Origin of the sequence: Pseudomonas sp. CBZ-4 (assembly GCF_000346755.1) — a bacterium.
GTDB lineage: Bacteria > Pseudomonadota > Gammaproteobacteria > Pseudomonadales > Pseudomonadaceae > Aquipseudomonas.
In genome coordinates, this window is the sequence record NZ_ANNV01000016.1 from 1 (window position 1) to 22,899 (window position 22,899).

The 22,899-nt window shown below is 61.8% G+C and carries 16 protein-coding genes; 9 read left to right on the top strand and 7 right to left on the bottom strand.

What is annotated here, in order from left to right:
- Positions 1-83 precede the first annotated feature (83 nt).
- Both B348_RS0102340 and B348_RS0102345 read right to left on the bottom strand, forming a co-directional pair.
- The gene (locus tag B348_RS0102340; protein WP_017734556.1) at positions 84-989 is read right to left on the bottom strand and encodes an AraC family transcriptional regulator; all 906 of its coding nucleotides are present in this window, start codon (positions 987-989) and stop codon (positions 84-86) included.
- Between the two features lie 72 nt (positions 990-1,061).
- Entirely contained in the window at positions 1,062-2,351 is a 1,290-nt protein-coding gene (locus B348_RS0102345; RefSeq protein WP_017734557.1) for a glycosyltransferase, read from the bottom strand.
- Between the two features lie 244 nt (positions 2,352-2,595).
- On the opposite strand from B348_RS0102345, the gene B348_RS0102350 reads away from it, so the two are divergent.
- The 8 genes from B348_RS0102350 to B348_RS0102385 all read left to right on the top strand — a co-directional run bounded on the left by B348_RS0102350 (position 2,596) and on the right by B348_RS0102385 (position 16,043).
- Entirely contained in the window at positions 2,596-3,021 is a 426-nt protein-coding gene (locus B348_RS0102350; protein ID WP_017734558.1) for a hypothetical protein, read from the top strand.
- Positions 3,022-3,164: 143 nt separating this feature from the next.
- Positions 3,165-3,665 carry a thiol peroxidase gene (tpx, locus tag B348_RS0102355; RefSeq protein WP_017734559.1) on the top strand — a complete coding sequence of 167 codons (501 nt, stop codon included), beginning with the start codon at positions 3,165-3,167 and terminating at the stop codon, positions 3,663-3,665.
- A gap of 232 nt (positions 3,666-3,897) precedes the next feature.
- The gene (locus tag B348_RS0102360; RefSeq protein ID WP_026136498.1) at positions 3,898-5,202 is read left to right on the top strand and encodes an MdtA/MuxA family multidrug efflux RND transporter periplasmic adaptor subunit; all 1,305 of its coding nucleotides are present in this window, start codon (positions 3,898-3,900) and stop codon (positions 5,200-5,202) included.
- On the top strand, positions 5,199-8,300 hold the full coding sequence (locus tag B348_RS0102365) for an MdtB/MuxB family multidrug efflux RND transporter permease subunit (protein WP_017734561.1): 3,102 nt from the start codon (positions 5,199-5,201) through the stop codon (positions 8,298-8,300). The genes B348_RS0102360 and B348_RS0102365 overlap by 4 nt, the downstream gene beginning before the upstream one ends.
- Positions 8,297-11,404 (top strand): efflux RND transporter permease subunit, encoded by a 3,108-nt coding sequence (locus B348_RS0102370; RefSeq protein ID WP_017734562.1) that lies wholly within the window; start codon positions 8,297-8,299, stop codon positions 11,402-11,404. The genes B348_RS0102365 and B348_RS0102370 overlap by 4 nt, the downstream gene beginning before the upstream one ends.
- Entirely contained in the window at positions 11,401-12,852 is a 1,452-nt protein-coding gene (locus B348_RS0102375; protein WP_017734563.1) for an efflux transporter outer membrane subunit, read from the top strand. Before B348_RS0102370 ends, B348_RS0102375 begins: the two co-directional genes overlap by 4 nt.
- A 293-nt stretch (positions 12,853-13,145) precedes the next feature.
- The gene (locus B348_RS0102380; RefSeq protein ID WP_017734564.1) at positions 13,146-15,242 is read left to right on the top strand and encodes a bifunctional diguanylate cyclase/phosphodiesterase; all 2,097 of its coding nucleotides are present in this window, start codon (positions 13,146-13,148) and stop codon (positions 15,240-15,242) included.
- 54 nt (positions 15,243-15,296) lie between these two features.
- The gene (locus tag B348_RS0102385) at positions 15,297-16,043 is read left to right on the top strand and encodes an SDR family oxidoreductase (RefSeq protein WP_017734565.1); all 747 of its coding nucleotides are present in this window, start codon (positions 15,297-15,299) and stop codon (positions 16,041-16,043) included.
- A gap of 122 nt (positions 16,044-16,165) precedes the next feature.
- Here the strand turns inward: B348_RS0102385 and mapR are convergent, their stop codons facing one another.
- The 5 genes from mapR to B348_RS1000000131705 all read right to left on the bottom strand — a co-directional run bounded on the left by mapR (position 16,166) and on the right by B348_RS1000000131705 (position 20,671).
- Positions 16,166-17,575, bottom strand: a complete 1,410-nt coding sequence (gene mapR / locus B348_RS0102390; RefSeq protein ID WP_017734566.1) for a GntR family transcriptional regulator MpaR — start codon at positions 17,573-17,575, stop codon at positions 16,166-16,168.
- Between the two features lie 142 nt (positions 17,576-17,717).
- Entirely contained in the window at positions 17,718-19,133 is a 1,416-nt protein-coding gene (ccoG, locus tag B348_RS0102395; RefSeq protein ID WP_026136499.1) for a cytochrome c oxidase accessory protein CcoG, read from the bottom strand.
- Between the two features lie 234 nt (positions 19,134-19,367).
- A complete protein-coding gene (locus tag B348_RS1000000130445; RefSeq protein ID WP_017734568.1) occupies positions 19,368-19,988 on the bottom strand; it encodes a M10 family metallopeptidase C-terminal domain-containing protein in 621 nt (206 codons plus the stop codon).
- Positions 19,946-20,467, bottom strand: a complete 522-nt coding sequence (locus tag B348_RS1000000131470) for a hypothetical protein (RefSeq protein ID WP_157356464.1) — start codon at positions 20,465-20,467, stop codon at positions 19,946-19,948. The genes B348_RS1000000130445 and B348_RS1000000131470 overlap by 43 nt, the downstream gene beginning before the upstream one ends.
- Positions 20,468-20,512: 45 nt before the next feature.
- Positions 20,513-20,671 (bottom strand): hypothetical protein, encoded by a 159-nt coding sequence (locus B348_RS1000000131705; RefSeq protein WP_017734569.1) that lies wholly within the window; start codon positions 20,669-20,671, stop codon positions 20,513-20,515.
- A gap of 204 nt (positions 20,672-20,875) precedes the next feature.
- On the opposite strand from B348_RS1000000131705, the gene B348_RS0102410 reads away from it, so the two are divergent.
- The gene (locus tag B348_RS0102410; protein ID WP_026136500.1) at positions 20,876-22,864 is read left to right on the top strand and encodes an alpha-1,4-glucan--maltose-1-phosphate maltosyltransferase; all 1,989 of its coding nucleotides are present in this window, start codon (positions 20,876-20,878) and stop codon (positions 22,862-22,864) included.
- The last annotated feature ends 35 nt before the right edge of the window (positions 22,865-22,899 follow it).

Sequence of the window (22,899 nt, forward strand, 5' to 3'; positions counted from 1 at the left end):
GGGGTGTCTAGCTGTCAGAATTGACAGTGCCGACGAAAGGCCGCGATTTGAAACGGTGAATCTGGGTGTTGGTGAAGATGCGTTCAGCTTATGTTCTGTTCGGTCAGGCGCTGTACCGCCAGGCGTCGGTAATGAGAGGGCGTCATACCCTTGAGCTGCTGGAAGCGCCGGTTGAAGTTGGAGATGTTGTTAAACCCCGACTCGAAGCACACATCCGTCACCGCCTTGTCGCCATCGGCCAACAACTCGCAGGACTTGCTGATGCGCAACCGATTGACGAATTCGATAAACGTGCGCCCGGTGGCCTGTTTAAACACCCGCGAGAAATAGGTGGGCTTCATCCCCAGGTATTCCGCCACCTCCTCCAGCGGCAACTCCCGCGCGTAGTGGGCAAAGATGTAGTCCACCGCACGGTTGGTGCGGTCGATGCTGTGTTCATCGGCCAGCTGCGGCGTCGTCGCACCCGACAGCAACTGGTAGTCCTCACACGCGCTCAACACTTCCAACAGGATAAAGAAGTGCCCCAACCTTGCCATACCCTGGGCATCCTCGATGCGTTGCATCAAGGTCATCGCCTGGGCAATGGTGTGTTTGCAGCGAAATTCGATGCCGTACTGCGCGCGCTCCAGCAGCGGTGCCAGGCTTTTCAGTTCGGCGAAGATATGGCTGCCACCCTCAAACAGCTCGTCGGTAAAGTTCACCAGCATGTCGCGCTTGGGCACCACCTCGTCTTCCTCCACCTGGCTGATCCAGTTGTGCGGCAGGTTGGGGCCGGTGAGGAACAGGCTTTCGGGGTAGAAGTTGCCGATATAGTCGCCGATAAACACCTTGCCGGAGCTGGCGACGATCAGGTGCAGCTCGTATTCCTTGTGGAAGTGCCAGCGCACCAGCGGGCAGGGGAAGCCATGTTGGCGATAGATGATGGACAGACCGTTGTGATCGTCCATCAGCTCGTAGGAAGGGTCGGTGATGCGCGCGGCTCGGGTCATGCTGGCGTCGCTTTATTGTTGGTAGCGACCCGAATAATGCCCCTATGCGTGTAAGGCTGCCAGCGCCGATGTTTATACGGTGCGGTTTTTTGCCTCGATCCACTGCGACATGTATTGCGTACTTTTATGGGCGTGGTGGCGCAGCATGCTGCCGGTAAAGTTGTTCCGGCGATGGGCGGCCAGGTTTTCCCGGCATTGCTCAAGGCACGCCACCAGCGCCGGGGCATGACGGGCGTAGTCATAACGACGCGCAAGCAACTGGCGGCCCTGTTCCTGCGCCTCGGCCCAGCGCTCGCGGTCCTGATACAGCGCCACGGCGGCCGCGGCCAGTGCCGCTGCGCTCTGCTCGATGGCGCCCGGCCACGGTTGCTCATCGCCCATGGCTTCGGCACCGATCGGCGTGGTGACATTTGGCGTGCCGCAAAGCATGCCATCCGCCAGCTTGCCCTTGATCCCTGCACCAAAACGCAACGGCGCCAGGCAGATGCGCGCGGTGCTCATGACCTGCAACGCATCCTCGGCCCAATTCATTACATGAAAGCCTTGCGCCGGGTTGTGCAGCGCCGTCGCCTTGGGCGGCGTGTAGGAACCGTAGATGTGCAGCTGGGCGCCCGGCAGTTGCTGGCGGATCAACGGCCACAGGCTGTTTTTCATCCACAGCACCGCATCCCAGTTGGGCGCGTGGCGGAAGTTGCCGATGCTGAGAAAGTGCGCGCGGTCTTCAAACGGTGCGAAGGGCGCGGTGGGCACCTCCAGCATCAGCGGGCACCAGTGGAGCAGGACGGCGGGCACCTTGAACTGCTCGGTGAGCAGGCGGGCTTCCACATCGGAAATCATCAGGCTGATATCACAGCGGTAAATCGCCGCGATCTCGCGCTTGGCGATGTCGGTGTCGGCCATCAGCTCGAACTCTTCCTTCAGGGCCGGGGCAAAGAGGGCGCTGAAGTCGTCGCTGTCGGGGTGGGCTTTCAGATGGTTCTTCAGGCGCTGCTGGCGAGCGTCGCGCAGGCTTTGCAGGTCGCAGGTTTCCAGGACGCGCAGGGCGTCGGGGCAGTGCTTTTCGACGCGCCAGCCGAACTGTTCTTCCATCATGAAGCGGTCAAACAGCACAATGTCCGGGGCCAGTTCGCGGATGAAGTCATCGAAGCTGCTGTTATTGAGTTCGATGGCGCATTCGGCGATGCCCAGGGCTTGCAAGTCGGCCTTGTGCTCGCCCAGTGCGGCGGGGCTGCTGAAGGTAATGTCCCAACCTTGCGCAAGAAAAGTTTCGAGTATTTGCATCATATGCCCGCCCGCAGCCGAGGAGCGGGGTTCCGGCCAGACATAACCAATGACCAGGACTTTGGTGGCGGGTTGATTCATGACAGAAAAATCCTTGGGGGGCGGGTTCGTAGTGCGCCGAAAAGCCGCGATTAAACCACAAATATCTTGATGCTCAGACCCGTTGGGAATGGAAGCAAACGTCGCGGGCTTGATTGCAAAATGAACTAGTGAACTGTCATTTGTCACAGTTATCAAACGCAGCTGCCCGCTGCTAGGTTGGTGGCTCCCTCCCAGTCTTGCGAGCCTGGGAGCCCGATCCATTCACCTATGGAGTCGCATTGAAATGAAAAAGACACCTACGAGCCAGGCACCGGCTCAATCCAAACCCGAATCCAAACCAGATGAGCGCGCCTTGAGTTGGGCAGGAGATGAGTTCGTCGGGACTGTTGGTCGTCACACGGGGCGTTTGCAAATGCGCTGGCTGCGTACTGGAAATACCCTGACGATCCAGACATTGGCCTACTGGTTTACTTACGTGCGTGACCGTGATCATGCAAATATCAACATTACGGTAAAAGCCAACGCAGGTGGAGAGTACAAGCTCAACTCCCCTGACGAAATGCAACAGAGAGGGCTCTGGATAACCTGGGATACCAATAAAACGCTGACTGTGGGCAACTCCACTCAATTTTCGGCCAACATTGAGTTTATCCCTGATACAGGCGGTATCGACGACCGAGTTAATGTCAGCAAGACCTACGCCATTTAACCCTCGATGGGCCGTACGAAATTTCTGTATTAACGGCCCGTTTCCGCAAAAGAATCCGTTTGCGGGTAGGTGCAGTTCACGCTTTGTGGTTAACTTCCGCCTCTCGAATTCGTTTAACCCAACACAGCAAAAGGATTCCGTTCATGGCTCAAGTCACTCTCCGTGGTAACCCTGTCCAGGTTGAAGGCGATCTGCCACAAGTCGGCGCCCAAGCCGCTGATTTCACCCTGACTGCCGGCGATCTGTCGGACGCCACCCTGGCCACTTTCGCCGGCAAGCGCAAAATTCTGAACATCTTCCCAAGCGTCGACACCCCGACCTGCGCGACCTCGGTGCGCAAGTTCAACGCCCAGGCCAATGATCTGGTCAACACCGTTGTGCTGTGCATTTCCTCGGACCTGCCATTCGCCCAGGCGCGCTTCTGTGGTTCCGAAGGCCTGGAAAACGTGAAGAACCTGTCGGATTTCCGCAGCGCTGCGTTCTCCGAGGACTACGGCGTGAACATCGTTGACGGCCCACTGCGCAGCCTGACCGCACGCGCAGTCGTCGTACTGGACGAAAACGATAAAGTCCTGCACAGCGAGCTGGTCGCCGAAATCGGCAACGAGCCCAACTACGAAGCAGCCCTGGCTGTTTTGAAGTAACTGTATCGGCGCACGACTGTCGTCTGGCAGTAACACGCGTGCTACATGATTGCGGCCTGGCCTAGTCCAGGCCGTTTTCATTTAAGGGTCAAACGCTTAGCTGAATTAGCCGATGGACTAAGGTCAGAAGTTAAAAGTTGTAAGCCCAAGGTAAATAGCCGGTAAAGGCGCTTCTCTAAACGCGCTCCAGTGCTTATCTTTCAGCCTCCCAAAGAAGAAGCTCTCGCGCCCAATGGTTGATCAATCCATGCAATCCTCCCCCCGTAAGTCCCGCCGCTGGCTGTTTGGCCTGCTTGTGCTGCTGGTTATCGCCGGCCTGTGCTGGAAATTCTGGCCCGCCAGCCACAAGGACGATGCCGCCCAGGCGCCAGCCGGGCGTGCCGGCAAGTCGGGGATGATGCGCCCGGGCTTCGGCGGTTCTGCCGGCCCGGTGCCGGTGCGTGTGGCGCCTGCGGTGCTCGGCGAGTTCCCGGTGTACTACAAGGCGCTGGGCACGGTGACCGCGCTCAACACCATCAACGTGCGCAGCCGGGTGGGCGGAGAGCTGGTGAAGATCGCCTTTGAAGAAGGGCAGATGGTCAAGGCCGGCGACCTGCTGGCCGAGATCGACCCGCGCAGCTACCAGAACGCCTTGCTCCAGGCCCAGGGCACGCTGTTGCAGAACCAGGCGCAACTGAAAAACGCCCAGGTGGATGTCGAGCGTTATCGCGGCCTGTATGCCCAGGACAGTATTGCCAAGCAGACCCTGGACACCGCCGAAGCGCTGGTCCTGCAATACCAGGGCACGGTCAAGACCAACCAGGGTGCGGTGGATGACGCCAAGCTCAACCTGGAATTCACCAAGATCCGCGCGCCCATCGGTGGCCGTGTCGGCTTGCGCCAGGTGGACGTGGGCAACCTGGTGGCGGCGAACGACACCACATTCATCGCCGTAATCACCCAGACCCAACCGATCAACGTGGTCTTCACCCTGCCGGAAAACACCCTGGACACCGTGCTCACCCGCTACCACGCCGGCAACAAGCTGCCGGTGGAAGCCTGGGACCGTGGCGACGTGAAAAAACAGGCCGTCGGTGTGTTGCAAAGCCTGGACAACCAGATCGACGTGACCACCGGTACCCTGAAATTCAAGGGGCGCTTCGATAACAAGGACCAGGCACTGTTCCCCAACCAGTTCGTCAATGTGCACCTGCTCGCCGACACCCTGCACAACGTGGTGCTGGCGCCATCTGCGGCGATCCAGTTCGGCAACAACGGCACCTTTGTCTACAAGCTCGATGGCGACAAGAAGGTCAAGATCCAACCCCTGGTCATTGGTGACACCGACGGCGACAACACCGTGATCAAGCAAGGCCTGGTGGCCGGTGATCGCGTGGTACTGGAAGGCACCGACCGCCTGAAGGACGGCACTGAAATCGAAGTGGTCAACGACAGCACCGAAGTGCTGACCACCCCGACCGAGCACCTGCAAGGCAAGCCTGCGGCGAAAGGGGAGACCGGCACCACCGCCGGCAAGGCGCAAAAGGTCGGTTCATGAACCTGTCGCGGCTGTTTATTCTTCGCCCGGTCGCCACCACGCTGAGCATGCTCGCCATTGTGTTGGCCGGCATCATTTCGTATCGCTTGTTGCCGGTGTCGGCGTTGCCCCAGGTGGATTACCCGACCATCCGCGTGATGACCCTGTACCCCGGCGCCAGCCCGGACGTGATGACCAGTGCCGTCACCGCGCCGCTGGAGCGCCAGTTCGGGCAAATGCCGGGCCTGACGCAGATGGCGTCCACCAGTTCCGGTGGCGCGTCGGTGCTGACCCTGCGCTTCAACCTCGACGTCAACATGGACGTCGCCGAGCAACAGGTGCAGGCCGCGATCAACGCCGCCACCAACCTGTTGCCCAAGGACCTGCCGGCGCCGCCGGTGTACAACAAGGTCAACCCGGCAGATACCCCGGTGCTGACCCTCGCGGTCACGTCCAAGACCATGCTGCTGCCCAAGCTCAATGACCTGGTCGATACGCGCATGGCGCAGAAAATCGCGCAGATCAGCGGTGTCGGCATGGTCAGCATCGCCGGCGGCCAGCGCCAGGCCGTGCGTATCAAGGTCAACCCCGAGGCCCTGGCGGCGAACGGCTTGAACCTGTCGGATGTGCGCACCCTGATCGCCGCGTCCAACGTCAACCAGCCCAAGGGCAACTTCGACGGCCCGACGCGCGTGTCGATGCTCGATGCCAACGACCAGTTGGTCTCGCCGCAGCAATACGCCGAATTGATCCTGGCCTACAACAACGGCGCGCCGCTGCGCTTGAAAGACGTGGCACAGATCGTCGATGGCGCCGAAAACGAGCGCCTCGCCGCCTGGGCCAATGAAAACCAGGCCGTGCTCCTGAATATCCAGCGCCAGCCCGGCGCCAACGTGATCGAGGTGGTCGACCGCATCAAGGCGCTGCTGCCAAGCATCACCGACAACCTGCCGGCCGGCCTCGACGTGCTGGTGCTCACCGACCGTACCCAGACCATCCGCGCCTCGGTCACCGACGTGCAGCACGAATTGCTCATCGCCATCGCCCTGGTGGTGATGGTGACCTTCCTGTTCCTGCGCCGGGTCAGCGCGACGATCATTCCCTCCATTGCCGTGCCGCTGTCGCTGGTGGGCACCTTTGGCGTGATGTACCTGGCCGGGTTCTCCATCAACAACCTGACGCTGATGGCCCTGACCATCGCCACCGGGTTTGTGGTGGACGATGCCATCGTGATGCTGGAGAACATCTCGCGCTACATCGAAGAAGGCGAGACGCCACTGGCCGCTGCGCTCAAGGGCGCCAAGCAGATTGGCTTCACCTTGATCTCCCTGACCCTGTCGCTGATCGCCGTATTGATCCCGTTGCTGTTCATGGCCGATGTGGTGGGGCGCTTGTTCCGCGAATTTGCCATCACCCTGGCGGTGGCGATCCTGATTTCCCTAGTGGTGTCCCTGACCCTCACGCCGATGATGTGCGCGCGCCTGCTCAAGCGTGAGCCCAAGGAAGAGGAACAAAGCCGCTTCTACAAGGCCAGTGGCGCGTGGATCGACTGGATGATCGAAGCCTACGGGCGCAAGTTGCAGTGGGTGCTCAAGCACCAGCCACTGACCCTGCTGGTGGCGATCGCCACCCTCGGCCTGACCGTGGTGTTGTACCTGGTGGTGCCCAAGGGTTTCTTCCCGGTGCAGGACACCGGCGTGATCCAGGGTATTTCCGAAGCGCCGCAGTCGATTTCCTTTGCGGCCATGAGCCAGCGCCAGCAGGAGTTGGCCAAGATCATCCTGGCCGACCCGGCGGTGCAAAGCCTGTCGTCCTACATTGGTGTGGATGGCGACAACGCCACGCTCAACAGCGGCCGCTTGCTGATCAACCTCAAGCCCCACGGCCAGCGCGACTTGAGCGCGGCCGAGGTGATCACCCGCCTGCAACCGGAACTCGACAAGCTGGTGGGCATCCGCCTGTTCATGCAGCCGGTGCAGGATTTGACCATCGAAGACCGCGTCAGCCGCACCCAGTACCAGTTCAGTATGTCGTCGCCAGACGCTGACCTGTTGGCGCTGTGGAGCGACAAGCTGGTACACGCCTTGAGTCAGTTGCCGGAACTCACCGACGTCGCCAGCGACCTGCAAGACAAGGGTTTGCAGGTGTTCCTGGTGATCGACCGTGATGCCGCCTCGCGCCTGGGCGTGACGGTATCGACCATCACCGACGCGCTGTACGACGCCTTCGGCCAGCGGCAGATTTCCACGATCTACACCCAGGCCAGCCAGTACCGCGTGGTGTTGCAGGCGCAATCCGGCGAAACCCTCGGCCCGGATGCGCTGAACCAGATCCACGTGAAAACCACCGATGGCGGCCAGGTGCGCCTGTCCAGCCTGGCCCGGGTCGAACAGCGCCAGGCGCAGTTGGCGATCGCGCATATCGGCCAGTTCCCGGCGGTGATGATGTCGTTCAACCTGGCCCCCGGCGTGGCGCTGGGCAAAGGCGTGGAGCTGATCAACCAGACCCAGAAAGACATCGGCATGCCGGTGGGCGTGCAGACCCAGTTCCAGGGCGCGGCCCAGGCGTTCGAAGCGTCGCTGTCGAGCACCTTGCTGCTGATCCTGGCGGCGGTGGTGACCATGTACATCGTGCTTGGCGTGCTCTACGAGAGCTATATCCACCCGATCACCATTCTGTCGACCTTGCCGTCGGCAGCAGTGGGCGCCTTGTTGGCGTTGCTGCTCAGCGGCAATGACCTGGGCATGATCGCGATCATCGGCATCATCTTGCTGATCGGTATCGTGAAAAAGAACGCGATCATGATGATCGACTTCGCCCTCGACGCGGAACGCAACCAGGGCCTCGACCCGCAGACCGCCATTTACCAGGCGGCACTGTTGCGTTTCCGGCCGATCCTGATGACCACATTGGCCGCGCTGTTTGGCGCAGTGCCATTGATGCTGGCCACCGGTTCGGGCGCGGAATTGCGCCAGCCCCTGGGTCTGGTGATGGTCGGCGGTTTGCTGGTGAGCCAGGTGCTGACCCTGTTCACCACCCCGGTGATCTACCTGTACTTCGACCGCCTCGGTCGGCGCTGGCGCAAAGAGCCGCAAAGCCTGGAGCCGGTTGAGTCATGAACCTGTCCGGACCTTTCATCCGCCGGCCGGTAGCCACCATGTTGCTGAGCCTGGCGATCATGTTGCTGGGCGGTGTGAGCTTCAACCTGCTGCCGGTGTCGCCGTTGCCGCAGATCGACTTTCCGGTGATCGTGGTCTCGGCGAGCTTGCCCGGGGCCAGCCCCGAGGTGATGGCCTCTACCGTGGCGACGCCGCTGGAGCGCTCGTTCGGCGCGATTGCCGGCATCACCACCATGAGCAGCAATTCCAGCCAGGGTTCGACGCGGGTGATCCTCGCGTTCGACTCCGACCGCGATATCAACGGCGCCGCGCGGGAAGTGCAGGCGGCGATCAATGCCTCGCGCAACCTGCTGCCCAGCGGTATGCGCAGCATGCCGACCTACAAGAAGATCAACCCGTCCCAGGCGCCGATCATGGTGCTGTCGCTGACCTCGGACGTGTTGCAGAAGGGCCAGTTGTACGATTTGGCCTCGACGATCCTCTCGCAAAGCCTGTCCCAGGTGCCCGGCGTGGGGGAAGTGCAGATCGGCGGCAGCTCGCTGCCAGCCGTGCGCATCGAACTCGAACCCAAGGCCCTCGACCAGTACGGCGTGGCTCTCGACGATGTGCGCAACACCATCGCCAATGCCAACCAGCGCCGGCCCAAGGGCTCCCTGGAAGACAGTGAGCGCAACTGGCAGATCCAGGCCAATGACCAGCTGGAAAAAGCCAAGGACTACGAACCGTTGCTGATCCGCTACCAGAACGGCGCGGCCCTGCGCCTGGGCGATGTGGCAAAGATCAGCGACGGCGTGGAGGACCGCTACAACAGTGGTTTCTTCAACAACGAACCGGCCGTGCTGCTGGTGATCAACCGCCAGTCCGGCGCCAACATCATCGAGACCGTCCGCCAGATCAAGGCCCAGCTGCCGGCGTTGCAGGCGGTGCTGCCGTCCAGCGTCAAGCTCAACCTGGCCATGGACCGCTCGCCCGTTATCACCGCGACCCTGCATGAAGCCGAGATGACCTTGCTGATTGCCGTCGCCCTGGTGATCCTGGTGGTGTACCTGTTCCTCGGCAATTTCCGCGCTTCGCTGATTCCGACGCTGGCGGTGCCGGTGTCACTGGTGGGCACCTTTGCGGTGATGTACCTGTTCGGGTTCTCGCTGAACAACTTCTCGCTGATGGCGTTGATCCTCGCCACCGGCCTGGTGGTGGACGATGCCATCGTGGTGCTGGAGAACATTTCCCGGCATATCGACGACGGCGTGCCACCGATGAAAGCGGCGTACCTGGGGGCCCAGGAAGTCGGCTTCACCTTGCTGTCGATGAACGTGTCGCTGGTGGCGGTGTTCCTGTCCATCCTGTTTATGGGCGGGATCGTCACCAACCTGTTCCGTGAGTTTTCCATCACCTTGTCGGCGGCGATCATCGTCTCGCTGATCGTCTCGCTGACCCTGACCCCGATGCTCTGCGCCCGTTGGCTCAAGCCCCATGTCAAAGGCCAGATGACCGGCTTGCAGCGCTGGAGCCAGAAGGTCAACGACCGCATGGTCGCCGGCTACGCCACCAGCCTCGACTGGGTGCTGCGTCACCGGCGTCTAACCCTGCTCAGCCTGTTGATCACCGTGGGCGTGAATATCGCGCTGTACGTGGTGGTGCCCAAGACGTTCATGCCGCAGCAGGACACCGGCCAGTTGATCGGCTTTGTACGCGGCGATGACGGCCTGTCGTTCAACGTGATGCAACCGAAGATGGAGACCTTCCGCATCGCTGTGCTCAAGGACCCGGCGGTGCAGAGCGTGGCCGGCTTTATCGGTGGCAACAACGGCACCAACAACGCGGTGATGCTGGTGCGCCTCAAGCCCATCAGCGAGCGCAAGGTCTCGGCCCAGGCGGTGATCGAGCGCTTGCGCAAGAACGTCCCATTGGTGCCGGGCGGGCGCTTGTTCCTGATGGCCGACCAGGACCTGCAATTTGGTGGCAGTCGCGACCAGAGCAGCGCGCAGTATTCCTACATCCTGCAAAGCGGTGACCTGGCCGCGTTGCGCCTGTGGTACCCGAAAGTGGTCAGCGCCTTGCGCGAGCTGCCGGAACTGACCGCCATCGACGCCCGCGAAGGCCGGGGTGCGGCGCAGGTCACGCTGATTGTCGACCGCGACCAGGCCAAGCGCCTGGGCATCGACATGGCGATGGTCACGGCGGTGTTGAACAACGCCTACAGCCAGCGGCAGATTTCCACCATCTATGACAGCCTCAACCAGTACCAGGTGGTGATGGAGGTCAATCCGAAATACGCCCAGGACCCGATCACCCTGAACCAGATGCAGGTGATCACCTCCACTGGCGCGCGGGTGCCGTTGTCGACCATCGCCCATTACGAAAACAGCCTGGCGGACGACCGCGTCAGCCACGAAGGCCAGTTCGCCTCGGAGAACATTGCCTTCGACATGGCACCCGGGGTCACGGTGGAGCAGGGCACCGCCGCCATCGAACGGGCGATTGCCAAGGTCGGCTTGCCGGAAGACGTGATCGCGAAGATGGCCGGCACCGCCGACGCCTTCGCCGCGACGCAGAAGGGCCAGCCGTTCATGATCCTGGGTGCGTTGGTGGCGGTGTACCTGGTGCTGGGCATCTTGTATGAAAGCTACATTCACCCGTTGACCATCCTCTCGACCCTGCCGTCGGCGGGGGTTGGCGCGTTGCTGTCGATCTACCTGCTGGGCGGCGAGTTCAGCCTGATCTCCCTGCTGGGCTTGTTCCTGCTGATTGGCGTGGTGAAGAAAAACGCGATCCTGATGATCGACCTTGCTTTGCAATTGGAGCGGCATGACGGCATGAGCCCGCTGGAGTCGATCCGCAGCGCCTGCCTGCTGCGCTTGCGGCCGATCCTGATGACCACCCTGGCGGCAATCCTCGGCGCGCTGCCGCTGTTGCTCGGCACCGCCGAAGGCGCGGAAATGCGCCAGCCCCTGGGCCTGACCATTATCGGCGGCCTGGTGTTCAGCCAGATCCTGACCCTTTACACCACCCCGGTGGTCTACCTCTATCTCGACCGCGCGCGCCATCGCTTCAACGCCTGGCGTGGCGTGCGTACCGATGCTGCCCTGGACACTGCGCTATGACCGATTTCCCTAAGACAAGCCAGAAACTGTTGGTGACGGTGCTGTGTAGCCTGTTGCTCAGCGCCTGCGCCATTGGCCCGGATTACAAGCGCCCGGACGTCGTTGAACCGGTGCAGTTCAAGGAAGCGCAGGGCTGGCGCCAGGCTACGCCGAGCGATGCCTTGGCACGTGGCGCGTGGTGGGAGTTGTACGGCGACCGTCAGCTCAACGACCTCGTGGTGCGCCTGAACACCTCTAACCAGACCGTGGCCCAGGCCGAGGCGCGCTTTCGCCAGGCCCAGGCCCAGGTGCGCAGCGCCCGTGGTGCATTTTTCCCCACGGTTGACCTGAGCGCCGGGAAAACCCGCGCCAGCCAGGGCACCGGCAGCAGCAACGCCAGCCTCAGCAGTTCCAGCAGCGGTATCCGCGATACCCTCAACGCGCAACTGGGGGTGAGCTGGGAGGCGGACGTCTGGGGTAAATTGCGCCGTGGCCTGGAAGCCAACGACGCCACGGCCCAAGCCAGTTCGGCGGACTTGGCGGCGATGCGCCTGAGCCAGCAGTCGGAACTGGTGCAAAACTACCTGCAACTGCGGGTGATGGATGAGCAGACCCGCTTGCTGCAAGCCACGCTCGATACCTACCAGCGCTCGCTGCAAATGACCGAAAACCAATACCGCGCCGGCGTCTCCGGCAAGGATGCGGTGGCTCAGGCGCAAACCCAGCTCAAGTCCACCCAGGCCAGCCTGATCGACCTGATCTGGCAGCGTGCCCAGCTGGAAAACGCGATTGCCGTGTTGATCGGCGAGGCACCGGCCAACTTCAAGCTGGCGGTGAGCAACGACATCCCGGCGCTGCCACAGATCCCCGTGAGCCTGCCGTCGCAACTGCTGGAACGCCGCCCGGACATCGCCTCGGCCGAACGCTCGGTGATCGCCGCCAACGCCAATATCGGCGTGGCCAAGGCCGCCTACTACCCGGACCTGAGCCTGAGCCTGGCGGGTGGTTATTCCAGCAGCACCTACGCCGACTGGATCAGCCTGCCGAACCGCTTCTGGTCGGTGGGCCCGAAACTCGCCATGACCCTGTTCGACGGCGGCCAGCGCTCGGCCGAAGTCGACCGTACCGTGGCCAGCTATGACGAGACCGTGGCCAAGTACCGCCAGACCGTGCTGGACGGTTTCCGCGAAGTGGAAAACTACATGGTCCAGCTCAAGGTGCTGGAGGACGAAGCCGTGGTCAGCAATGAAGCGCTGGACGCCGCCCGCGAATCGTTGCGCCTGACCCAGAACCAGTACAAGGCCGGGCTGATTGCCTATCTGGATGTGGTGCAGGTGCAGGCGACGGCGTTGAGTAATGAGCGCACGGTGTTGACCCTGCTGCAGACACGCCTGGTGGCGAGTGTGCAACTGATTGCCGCGTTGGGTGGTGGTTGGGATGGCAAGACCCCAGTCGACACAAAGGATTGACTGTGAACACGGACTAAATGTGGGAGCTGGCTTGCCTGCGATGGCGGTAGGTCAGCTGGCATTTATACCAGCTGACACGCCGCCATCGCAGGCAAGCCAGCTCCCACACAAGCCTCACAGATGAACTCAATCCGCCGCCGTATTTCGGGGGCTTTTGAGTCAGCCGATTGGCGTCAAAAAGACCATGATGGCTATACGCTAATATTTCAACTGTACAAGAATCTTTCTCGCTACAATCGCCCGCTTTGCCACCTGGCACGGGCTTTTCAGGCCCGTCAGTCTCGAGAAGTCCCATGCTTATCGGTAGCTATTCTCCCTCGCTGGTCGTGATCTCCCTGTTCGTCGCGATCCTGGCGTCCTACACCGCGCTGGACCTGGCCGGCCGCATTGCGACCGCCAAGGGCCGTGCGGTTTTTTATTGGATGAGTGGTGGAGCATTGGCGATGGGCGTGGGTGTGTGGTCCATGCATTTTATCGGCATGCTCGCGCTGCGCTTGCCGTTTGCCCTGGGCTTTGACGTCGGTATCACCGCGTTGTCGTTGCTGATCGCGGTGCTGTCCTGCGGCTTTGCGTTGTGGCTGGTCAACCAGCCGCGCTTGCCGGCCTGGCAGTTGGCGTTTGGCGCACTGGTCATGGGCGCGGGCATCAGCAGCATGCATTACACCGGCATGGCCGCGATGCGCATGACCCCCGGCATCGACTATGACCCGACGCTGTTCAGCGCATCGTTGTTGATCGCGGTGGTCGCTTCCGGCGCGGCGTTGTGGATTGCGTTCCACCTGCGGCGCAACACCCCTTACGTGCGCCTGATGCGCGGCGGTGCGGCGGTGGTGATGGGGCTGGCGATCGTCGGCATGCACTACACCGGCATGGCGGCCGCGCAATTTGCCGACGAGAGTTACTGCGGCGCGGCGCTGTCGGGCTTGAGTGGCAAGGGCCTGGACAACCTGGTGGTGGTCACCAGCCTGGCGGTCTTGGTGATTGCCTTGCTGACCTCGGTGCTGGACGCGCGGCTGGAGGCGCGCACCTCGGTGCTGGCCGATTCCCTGAGCCTGGCCAACCAGGAGCTGACCCACCTGGCCCTGCACGACACCCTGACCGGGCTGCCCAATCGCACCTTGCTCGCCGACCGGATCCAGCAGGCCATGCAAGCGGTCAACGAGAAGGGCGGCTGCTTTGCCCTGATGTTTATCGACCTCGACGGTTTCAAACCGGTCAACGATGCCTTCGGCCACCACATGGGCGACCAGTTGCTGCGTGAAGTCGGCCTGCGCCTGCGGGAAGACCTGCGCAGCCAGGACACCCTGGCGCGCATCGGCGGCGATGAGTTTGTGTTGCTGGTGCGCCTGACCCAGCCCGACGATGCGCTGCGCCTCGCCGAGCGCCAGGTGGGCCTGGTCAACCGCGCGTTCAAGGTGGCCGAACATGAGCTGAAGATTTCCGCCAGCGTGGGCATTGCGATCTTCCCCGGCAACGGCGGCAACCCCCAGGAACTGCTGATGAACGCCGACGCCGCGATGTACCACGCCAAGGGCATGGGCAAGAACGGCTACAGCTTCTTCGACGTGTCGATGAACACCAATGCGCGCAAACAACTGCAACTGTTGCAGGACTTGCGCAACGCCGTCGAGCAACAGCAGTTCTGCCTGCATTACCAACCCAAGTTCGATGCCGTCAGCGGCATCCCGGTGGGCGCCGAAGCGCTGTTGCGCTGGGAGCATCCGCAGCAAGGCCTGCTGTTGCCGGCGACCTTTATCGAATTGGCGGAAAAGACCGGGCTGATCATTCCCATCGGCGAATGGGTGCTCAACGAAGCCTGTCGCCAGATGCGCCTGTGGTATGCCCAGGGCTATGAAGACTGGCGCATCGCCGTGAACCTGTCGGCGTTGCAGTTCTGCCACGCCGGGCTGGTCAAGAGCGTGGCCTCGGCCCTGGACCGGCACCAGTTGCCGGCCAACAGCCTGACCCTGGAAATCACCGAAACCACCGCCATGAGCGACGCCGATGCAAGCATGACCGTGTTGCAGCAGCTGTCGGACATGGGCGTCGACCTGTCCATCGATGACTTCGGTACCGGTTATTCCAGCCTGATGTACCTCAAGCGCCTGCCGGCCAACGAGCTGAAGATCGACCGTGGCTTTGTGCGTGACCTGGAGCACGACGGTGACGATGCGGCCATCGTCTCGGCCATCGTCGCCCTCGGCCATGCCTTGGGGTTGCGCATCGTCGCCGAAGGGGTGGAGACCGATGTGCAGCAGAATTTTCTCACACGGCTTGGCTGCAATTCCCTACAGGGCTACCTGCTCGGCCACCCGCTGCCAGCGGAGCGTTTCATGGCCGACATCCAGCGCGCCGAAGAGCTCGCGGCGCCTGACAAAAGCCTGGGCTGACGGGTATTCTTGGATCCAACCCTAAACACCCGGTTGGATCAGGAGACCCCACCCATGGACAAAGTCGTCATCATCACCGGAGGCAGCCGCGGGATCGGCGCCGAGACGGCCTTGCTGGCTGCGCGCCAGGGCTACCGTATCTGCATCAATTTCCAGTCCGACGAAGCGGCTGCCCACCGCGTGCTGGAGCAGGTCCGCGCGCTGGGCGCGCAGGCTATCGCGGTGCGGGCCGATGTCAGCATCGAAGATGAAGTGATCGCATTGTTCAATCGGGTCGATGCCGAGTTGGGGCGGGTCACCGCGCTGGTGAACAACGCCGGTACCGTGGGGCACAAGTCGCGGGTCGACGAGATGTCCGAGTTCCGCATTCTCAAGATCATGAAAACCAACGTGTTGGGGCCGATCCTGTGCGCCAAGCATGCGGTGCTGCGCATGTCGCCCAGGCATGGCGGGCAGGGCGGCAGCATCGTCAACGTGTCGTCGGTGGCGGCGCGCCTGGGTTCGCCAGGTGAGTACGTGGACTATGCAGCGTCCAAGGGCGCGCTGGACACCTTCACTATTGGCCTTTCCAAGGAGGTCGCGGGCGAAGGTATCCGCGTGAATGCGGTGCGCCCTGGTTATATCTTTACCGACTTCCATGCCCTGAGCGGTGATCCGGATCGGGTCAGCAAGTTGGAGTCTGGTATTCCCATGGCTCGTGGCGGAAGGCCGGATGAGGTGGCGGAGGCGATTGTCTGGTTGTTGTCGGATAAGGCTTCCTACACCACCGGGACGTTCCTGGATTTGGGGGGCGGCCGCTGATTTTGTAGTGACTGGGCCGACGCCATCGCGGGCAAGCCCGCTCCCACATTTGAAGGTGTTCGCCGTTCAAACTGTGGGAGCGGGCTTGCCCGCGATGGCGTCAGACAGGGCGACTCGATAACTCAGAACGACCGCACAATCCGCCCCAACGTCTCCATTGCCTTCTCCGACGCCTCGGTCCACGGGCTGCCATAGTTCAAGCGAATGCAATTCCTGAAACGCTGGGTGGCCGAGAAGATCGGCCCCGGCGCGATGCTGATGCCTTGGGCCAGGGCCATCTGGAACAATTTCAACGAATCGGTCTGCTCCGGCAGTTCCAGCCACAGGAAGTAGCCGCCGGCCGGCTGGCTGACCCGCGTCTGCGCCGGGAAGTAGCGGGCGATGGCGGCGAGCATGGCGCTTTGCTGTTCTTCCAGGGCGTAGCGCAACTTGCGCAGGTGGCGGTCGTAACCGCCGTGTTGCAGGTAATCGGCAATCGCCGCCTGGGCCGGCATCGACGGGCACAGCGAGGTCATCAGCTTCAAGCGTTCGACCTTTTGCGCATAGCGTCCGGCCGCCACCCAGCCCACGCGGTAACCTGGTGCGAGGCTCTTGGCGAAGGAGCCGCAATGCAGCACCAGGCCCTCGGTGTCGAAGGCCTTGGCCGGTTTGGGTGGGTGTTGGCCGTAATACAACTCGGCGTACACGTCGTCCTCGATCAGGGGCACCTGATGGTTGCGCAAAAGTTCCACCAGCGCCTGCTTCTTGGCTTCCGGCAGGGTGGCGCCCATGGGGTTCTGGAAGCTGGTCATGGTCCAGCAGGCCTTGATCGGGTAGCGCTCCAGGCTTTGCGCGAGGGCGCCCAGGTCGATGCCGTCGCGCGGGTGCACGGGGATTTCCACGGCCTTGAGCTTCAGGCGCTCCAGCACTTGCAGGCAGGCATAGAAGGCCGGGGCTTCGATGGCCACCAGGTCGCCCGGCTCGGTGACGGCTTGCAGGCACAGGTTCAGCGCCTCGAGGGCGCCGTTGGTGATCAGCAGTTCTTCCATGGGCAGCATCAGGCCGCCGACCATGTAGCGCAGGGCAATCTGTCGGCGCAACTGCGGGTTGCCCGGCGACATGTCGGTGACCACCAGGCGCGGGTCCATCTCACGGCTGGCGCTGGCCAGGGAGCGGGCCAGGCGTGGCAGCGGGAACAGCATCGGGCTGGGGAACGCCGAGCCGAACGGCACGGTGTTGGGGTCTTTGATCGAGTCGAGCACGGAAAACACCAGCTCGCTGACATCGACTTCGGTGGACTCGTGCACCTGTTCGCTCACCACCGGCTCGGAAAACGGGCTGGGCGCATGGGTGTTGACGAAGTAGCCGGAGCGCGGTCGCGCGCGGATCAGGCCTCGGCGCTCCAGCAGGTAATAGGCCTGGAACACCGTGGACGGGCTGACGCCGTAGGTCTGGCTGGCATAACGCACCGACGGCACGCGCTGGCCGGGGCCCAGGACGCCGGAGCGGATCAGTTCGGCAATGTCGTCGGCGAATTTTTCGTAGCGTTTCATGGGGGCCTTATTCGTCGCAGGGCAACAGGTGGGAGCTGGCTTGCCTGCGATGACGGCGGTACATCCGGCATCGTTGTTGGCTGGGCTGACGCTATCGCGGGCAAGCCCGCTCCCACAGGTGATCTCTATTGTTTGTGAGGTATCAGCGGTTCATTGGTGCCACGAAACGGCTGTCGGCAGCACTGTAGACCCACGGTTCATCCACATCGGTGACCTTGAAGCGCAAGGTCTGCGAGCTGCTCGCCGGTTTATCCGCCAGCAACGCCACCGACACCGGCACATCGCTGATTTCGCCTGGCGCCAGGCTGATCTCGGTCTTGCCTTGCAACTGGAAGCCATCGGCGTCCACCAGCTCCAGGCGGTAGTCCTGGCGTTGCTGGGTCTTGTTGATGACCTTGAGGCTGTAGATGTTTTCGATCAAGCCCTGGGCGTTCTCGCGGAACATGCCCCGGTCCTTGGTCACATCCAGCGAGACCATCGGCCGTTCGATCAACGCCACCACCAGCGCGGCGATCATCACCAGCAGCACGGCACTGTAGCCGATCAGGCGTGGCCTGAGCAGATGCGTCTTGCCGCCTTGCAGTTGATGCTCGGAGGTATAGCTGACCAGGCCACGGGCGTAGCCCATCTTGTCCATGATCGAATCACAGGCGTCGATACACGCGGCGCAGCCGATGCACTCCATTTGCAGGCCATCGCGGATGTCGATGCCGGTGGGGCAGACCTGCACGCACAGGTGGCAGTCGATGCAGTCACCCAGGCCGACGTCGGCGGGTTTCACCTCGCGTTTGCGTGGGCCGCGGTGTTCGCCACGGGCGGCGTCGTAGGAAATGGTCAGGGTGTCCTTGTCGAACATCACGCTCTGGAAGCGCGCATAAGGGCACATGTGCATGCACACCGCTTCACGCAGCCAGCCGGCGTTGATGTAGGTGGCACCGGTGAAAAACAGCACCCAGAACAGGCTCACGCCACCCATCTGCCAGGTCAGCAACTCGGCGGCCAGGGGGCGGATCGGCGTGAAGTAACCGACAAAGGTCAGGCCCGTCAGCACGCTGATGCCCAGCCACAACGTGTGCTTGGCCGCGCGCCGCGCCAGTTTGTTCGGGCTCCAGGGCGCGGCTTGCAGTTTGATGCGCTGGTTGCGTTCGCCTTCGGTGACTTTTTCGCACCACATGAACAGCCAGGTGAAGGAGCTTTGCGGGCAGGTGTAACCGCACCACACGCGGCCGGCAAATACGGTGATCGCAAACAGGCCGAAGGCGCAGATGATCAACAGCGCCGAGAGCAGGATGAAGTCCTGCGGCCAGAACGTCGCACCAAAAATATGGAATTTGCTTTCAGCCAAGTCCCACAGTACGGCTTGGCGACCGCCCCAGTTCAGCCACACAGTGCCGAAAAAGGCCAGGAACAGAAAGCCTGCACCGCTCAAACGCAAGGTGCGGAACAGGCCGGTGAAACTACGGGTGTGGATCAGGTTGTCGCTGGATTTGGCCTTCACCTTCTTTGGGTGGATCGGCTCAAAGGTTTCCACGGTTCGGACGGGGATTCTTTCGCTCATGGTCGTTCGCTCATCAGCCTCCATCAGGCAGGGGAACTATGCGCGCCGGTCTGTTTGCATAACAGGCTCAGGTAAAACGATAAAAAGCGGATCAGATGAGTTTTGAGGGGGTGCCTGCGTCAATGTGCTGCACCCCGTGGCGCCTGGGGTGCAGCTGGTTTTCAGGCATGCTGATACAGATCAATCAAATCGCCGAAGCAGTCTGGGTGGGCGCCCGATGTCGCTGCATTGCCCTTATGTCATCAGGTTCTCCCGGCGTACTTCACCAAACACCTTCACCACCAGGGGCGGCGTGCCCGGCTCGCCGGAAACCGATACCACGCTTGTCTTGCTGCTCTGTGAGTAGTCGATTTTGACTTCCCCGCTTGCTCCCGAAAAGCTGTCGACGACCTGCAAAGGTTTATTCAGCTGCTTTTGAATGCCCCGCAGGACCAGCTTGTCATTCGCGGTAAAGTCCCGGATTTCGCTGGGCGCATCCAGGGTGGACTCGCTTGTGCTGTTGTAGCTGTAGGTTTTGCCGGGGTCGCGTCGCATTTTGTCGACGTTGTCCTCAGTCAACGAACTGCCGATATCGCCCAAGCCTTTGGCGGCGCTGTTGGCGTCGGAGAACTGTTTTTGCATGGAGGCTTCTTCGTCCTGCAATCGCTTTATGTTGCCGATGACGCCTTCAATGCCGTCTCCGTTAAACGCCTGGGTGAGCATCTCGACATTGCGATACGAGAGCTCTTTGATTTTTTGCTCGACCATCTGCTTCTTGGTTTCGGCCAGGCCAGAATCAATCTCGTCCTTGTTCAAATGCTTGCCGATGGCCTTCAGCTTTTGAGCGTTCGCTTCGCCATTCGGACCTTGCACCATGTTCTGGATTTTTCCGGGGTCAGGCGGGCACGCGTTTGTTCAATCAGCGCCTTGGACTCGGGCGAGTTGGGGTTGCGCACCATCTGCTTGATGTTTTCCCGGGTCAGCATTGGGGTCAGGTCATCGGGGTTTTCCTGGGGCGTTGTGTTGTTGGCTGACGGTGCCGGGTCTGGAGCCTTGGGGGGCTTGGACCAATCCGGGCCAGACTTGAGCAGATTGTTCATGCGCTCATTGCCTGGGTTCGGTTGTGGCGCACGGGTGGTGTGCGACGGTGGGGCCTTGAGGGGATGGGGAGTGTGCTGTGGCTGGATGGTTGACATCAGGGCTTCCTCGCGATGAGTGGGATAATCGCCCCGTTCATGAACCGTGGAGGGGCGCTTACGCCAGCGAGTATAAAAACCGGGGCCTGGGCTTGAGGTGGGCAATTGTTTGTTGGTTTTGTAAGTTATTTCAGTTTGTTTTGTAGTGAGCAGCTTCATCGAATGAGGGCCAGTGACGGGCGATCCCGCAGACTGGCCCGATAGTCAGACGATCACCGGTGGCTGGGTGTTCGGTGGTTCCTCCACCGCAGGGGGCAGTTTTCCAGGTGGCTCCTGCTCCGGAACCGGTTGCGGCTCGGTGGGCGGCAGGGTCGGGTTGTCGATATTCGGGTCCGGGGTTTCAGCCGGGATTGGGATATTCATCAGTGTGGCCTCCTTTGTGCTTTGCTCTATCGGTGGACAGCTGCCGGGACGGATTGATTCCCCGCCCAATGGCGGCACATCCACCTGAACTTTTAGCGCGGGCACAGGCTCGGACCTAGGACGGCACCGCTCAGGGAGAGCGCTGGCGTATCAGAATCCGGATCAAGCAAAGAGCGTCCACTGGGCGTAAGGGGAAGATGCTCGATGACTGCTGAAACACTGGCTCCAGAGGAATCCGCATTACCGTTGTCCCAGGCTCTGCTGCTGCCCAGGATCGCTATCGAAAGCACTGCGCCCGTGATCGATGGCGGCGAATTTGCCGTCAAGGCCGTGGTTGGCCAGCGGGTCAACGTCACCAGCAAGGTGTTTGCCGACGGTCATGACAAGCTCGCCGTGCTGATCCGTTGGCGGCCATTGCCTGATGAGAGCTGGCACAGCGTGGTGATGAGCGATGTCGGCAACAATGGCTGGGAGGGCGAATTCACCGTTATCAGCCAAGGCCCCCACCAATATTGCATCGAAGCCTGGATCGATACCTTCGCCAGTTTCTGCTACGAGCTGCGCAAGAAGCATGAAGCCGGCGTGCCGGTCAGTCTGGAGCTGCAGGAAGGGCGCAGCCTGGTGCTGCAAGCCGCCGAGCGCAGTGACAACGAATTGCGTGATCGCTTGATGCTGCTGCACCACGAGCTTTCCGGCCTGCTGGAAACCGAGCAGGTCGCGCTGTTCCTGCACGAAGACAGTGCACACCTGATGACCCAGGCCGACCACCGCGCCTATTTGAGCGTCAGCAGCGTCTACCCGATCGACGTCGAGCGCCAGGCGGCCCAATTTGCCAGCTGGTACGAGCTGTTTCCCCGCTCGATCACCGACGACCCCGCGCGCCACGGCACGTTCAATGACGTGCATGGGCGGTTGGCGATGATCCATGACATGGGGTTCGACGTGCTGTACTTCCCGCCGATCCATCCCATTGGCCGCAGCCATCGCAAGGGGCGCAACAACGCCCTGACCGCTGGCCCCGATGATCCGGGCAGCCCCTACGCCATCGGCAGCGAGGAGGGCGGGCACGAGGCGATCCACCCGCAACTGGGCAGCCGCGACGACTTCCGGCGCCTGGTCAAGGCCGCCGCCGAGCATGGCCTGGAGATCGCCCTGGACTTTGCCATCCAATGCTCACAGGACCATCCGTGGCTCAAGCAACACCCCGGCTGGTTCAACTGGCGCCCGGACGGCACGATCAAGTACGCGGAGAACCCGCCGAAAAAATACCAGGACATCGTCAACGTCGATTTCTATGCGGCGGATGCCATTCCCAGCCTGTGGACCGAGCTGCGCGACATCGTGGTGGGCTGGGTCGAGGAGGGCGTGAAGACCTTTCGCGTCGACAACCCCCCCACCAAGCCGCTGCCGTTCTGGCAGTGGTTGATCAGCGATGTGCGGGCCAAATACCCGGAGGTGATCTTCCTCGCCGAAGCCTTCACCACACCGGCGATGATGGCGCGCCTGGGCAAGGTCGGTTACTCCCAGAGCTACACCTATTTCACCTGGCGCAACACCAAGGCCGAATTGAGCGAATACTTCACCCAACTGAATGAGTCGCCGTGGCGCGAGTGTTTCCGGCCGAACTTTTTCGTCAACACGCCGGATATCAATCCGGGGTTCCTGCACCAATCCGGCCGCCCGGGTTTTTTGATCCGTGCCGCGCTGGCCACCATGGGCTCGGGCCTGTGGGGCATGTATTCGGGTTTCGAGCTGTGTGAAGCCGCGCCGGTGCCGGGCAAAGAGGAATACCTGGATTCGGAGAAGTACGAGATACGCGTCAGGGATTTCACCGCGCCGGGCAATATCATCGCCGAGATCGCCCAGCTCAATCGCATCCGCCGGCAAAACCCGGCGTTGCACACGCACCTGGGCTTGAAGCTGTACAACGCCTGGAACGACAACATCCTGTATTTCGGCAAGCGCAGCGAGGACGGCAGCAACTTTGTCCTGATCGCGGTGAACCTCGATCCCTACAACGCCCAGGACGCGAATTTCGAATTGCCGCTGTGGGAACTGGGCTTGCCGGACGATGCGCAGACCCAGGGTGAAGACCTGATGAATGGCCATCGCTGGACCTGGTATGGCAAGACCCAGTGGATGCGGCTGGAGCCGCAGATGCCGTTCGGGATCTGGCGCATCACCCTCTCTTAAGCCCTGTGGAGATCAAAAAATGTGGGAGCTGGCTT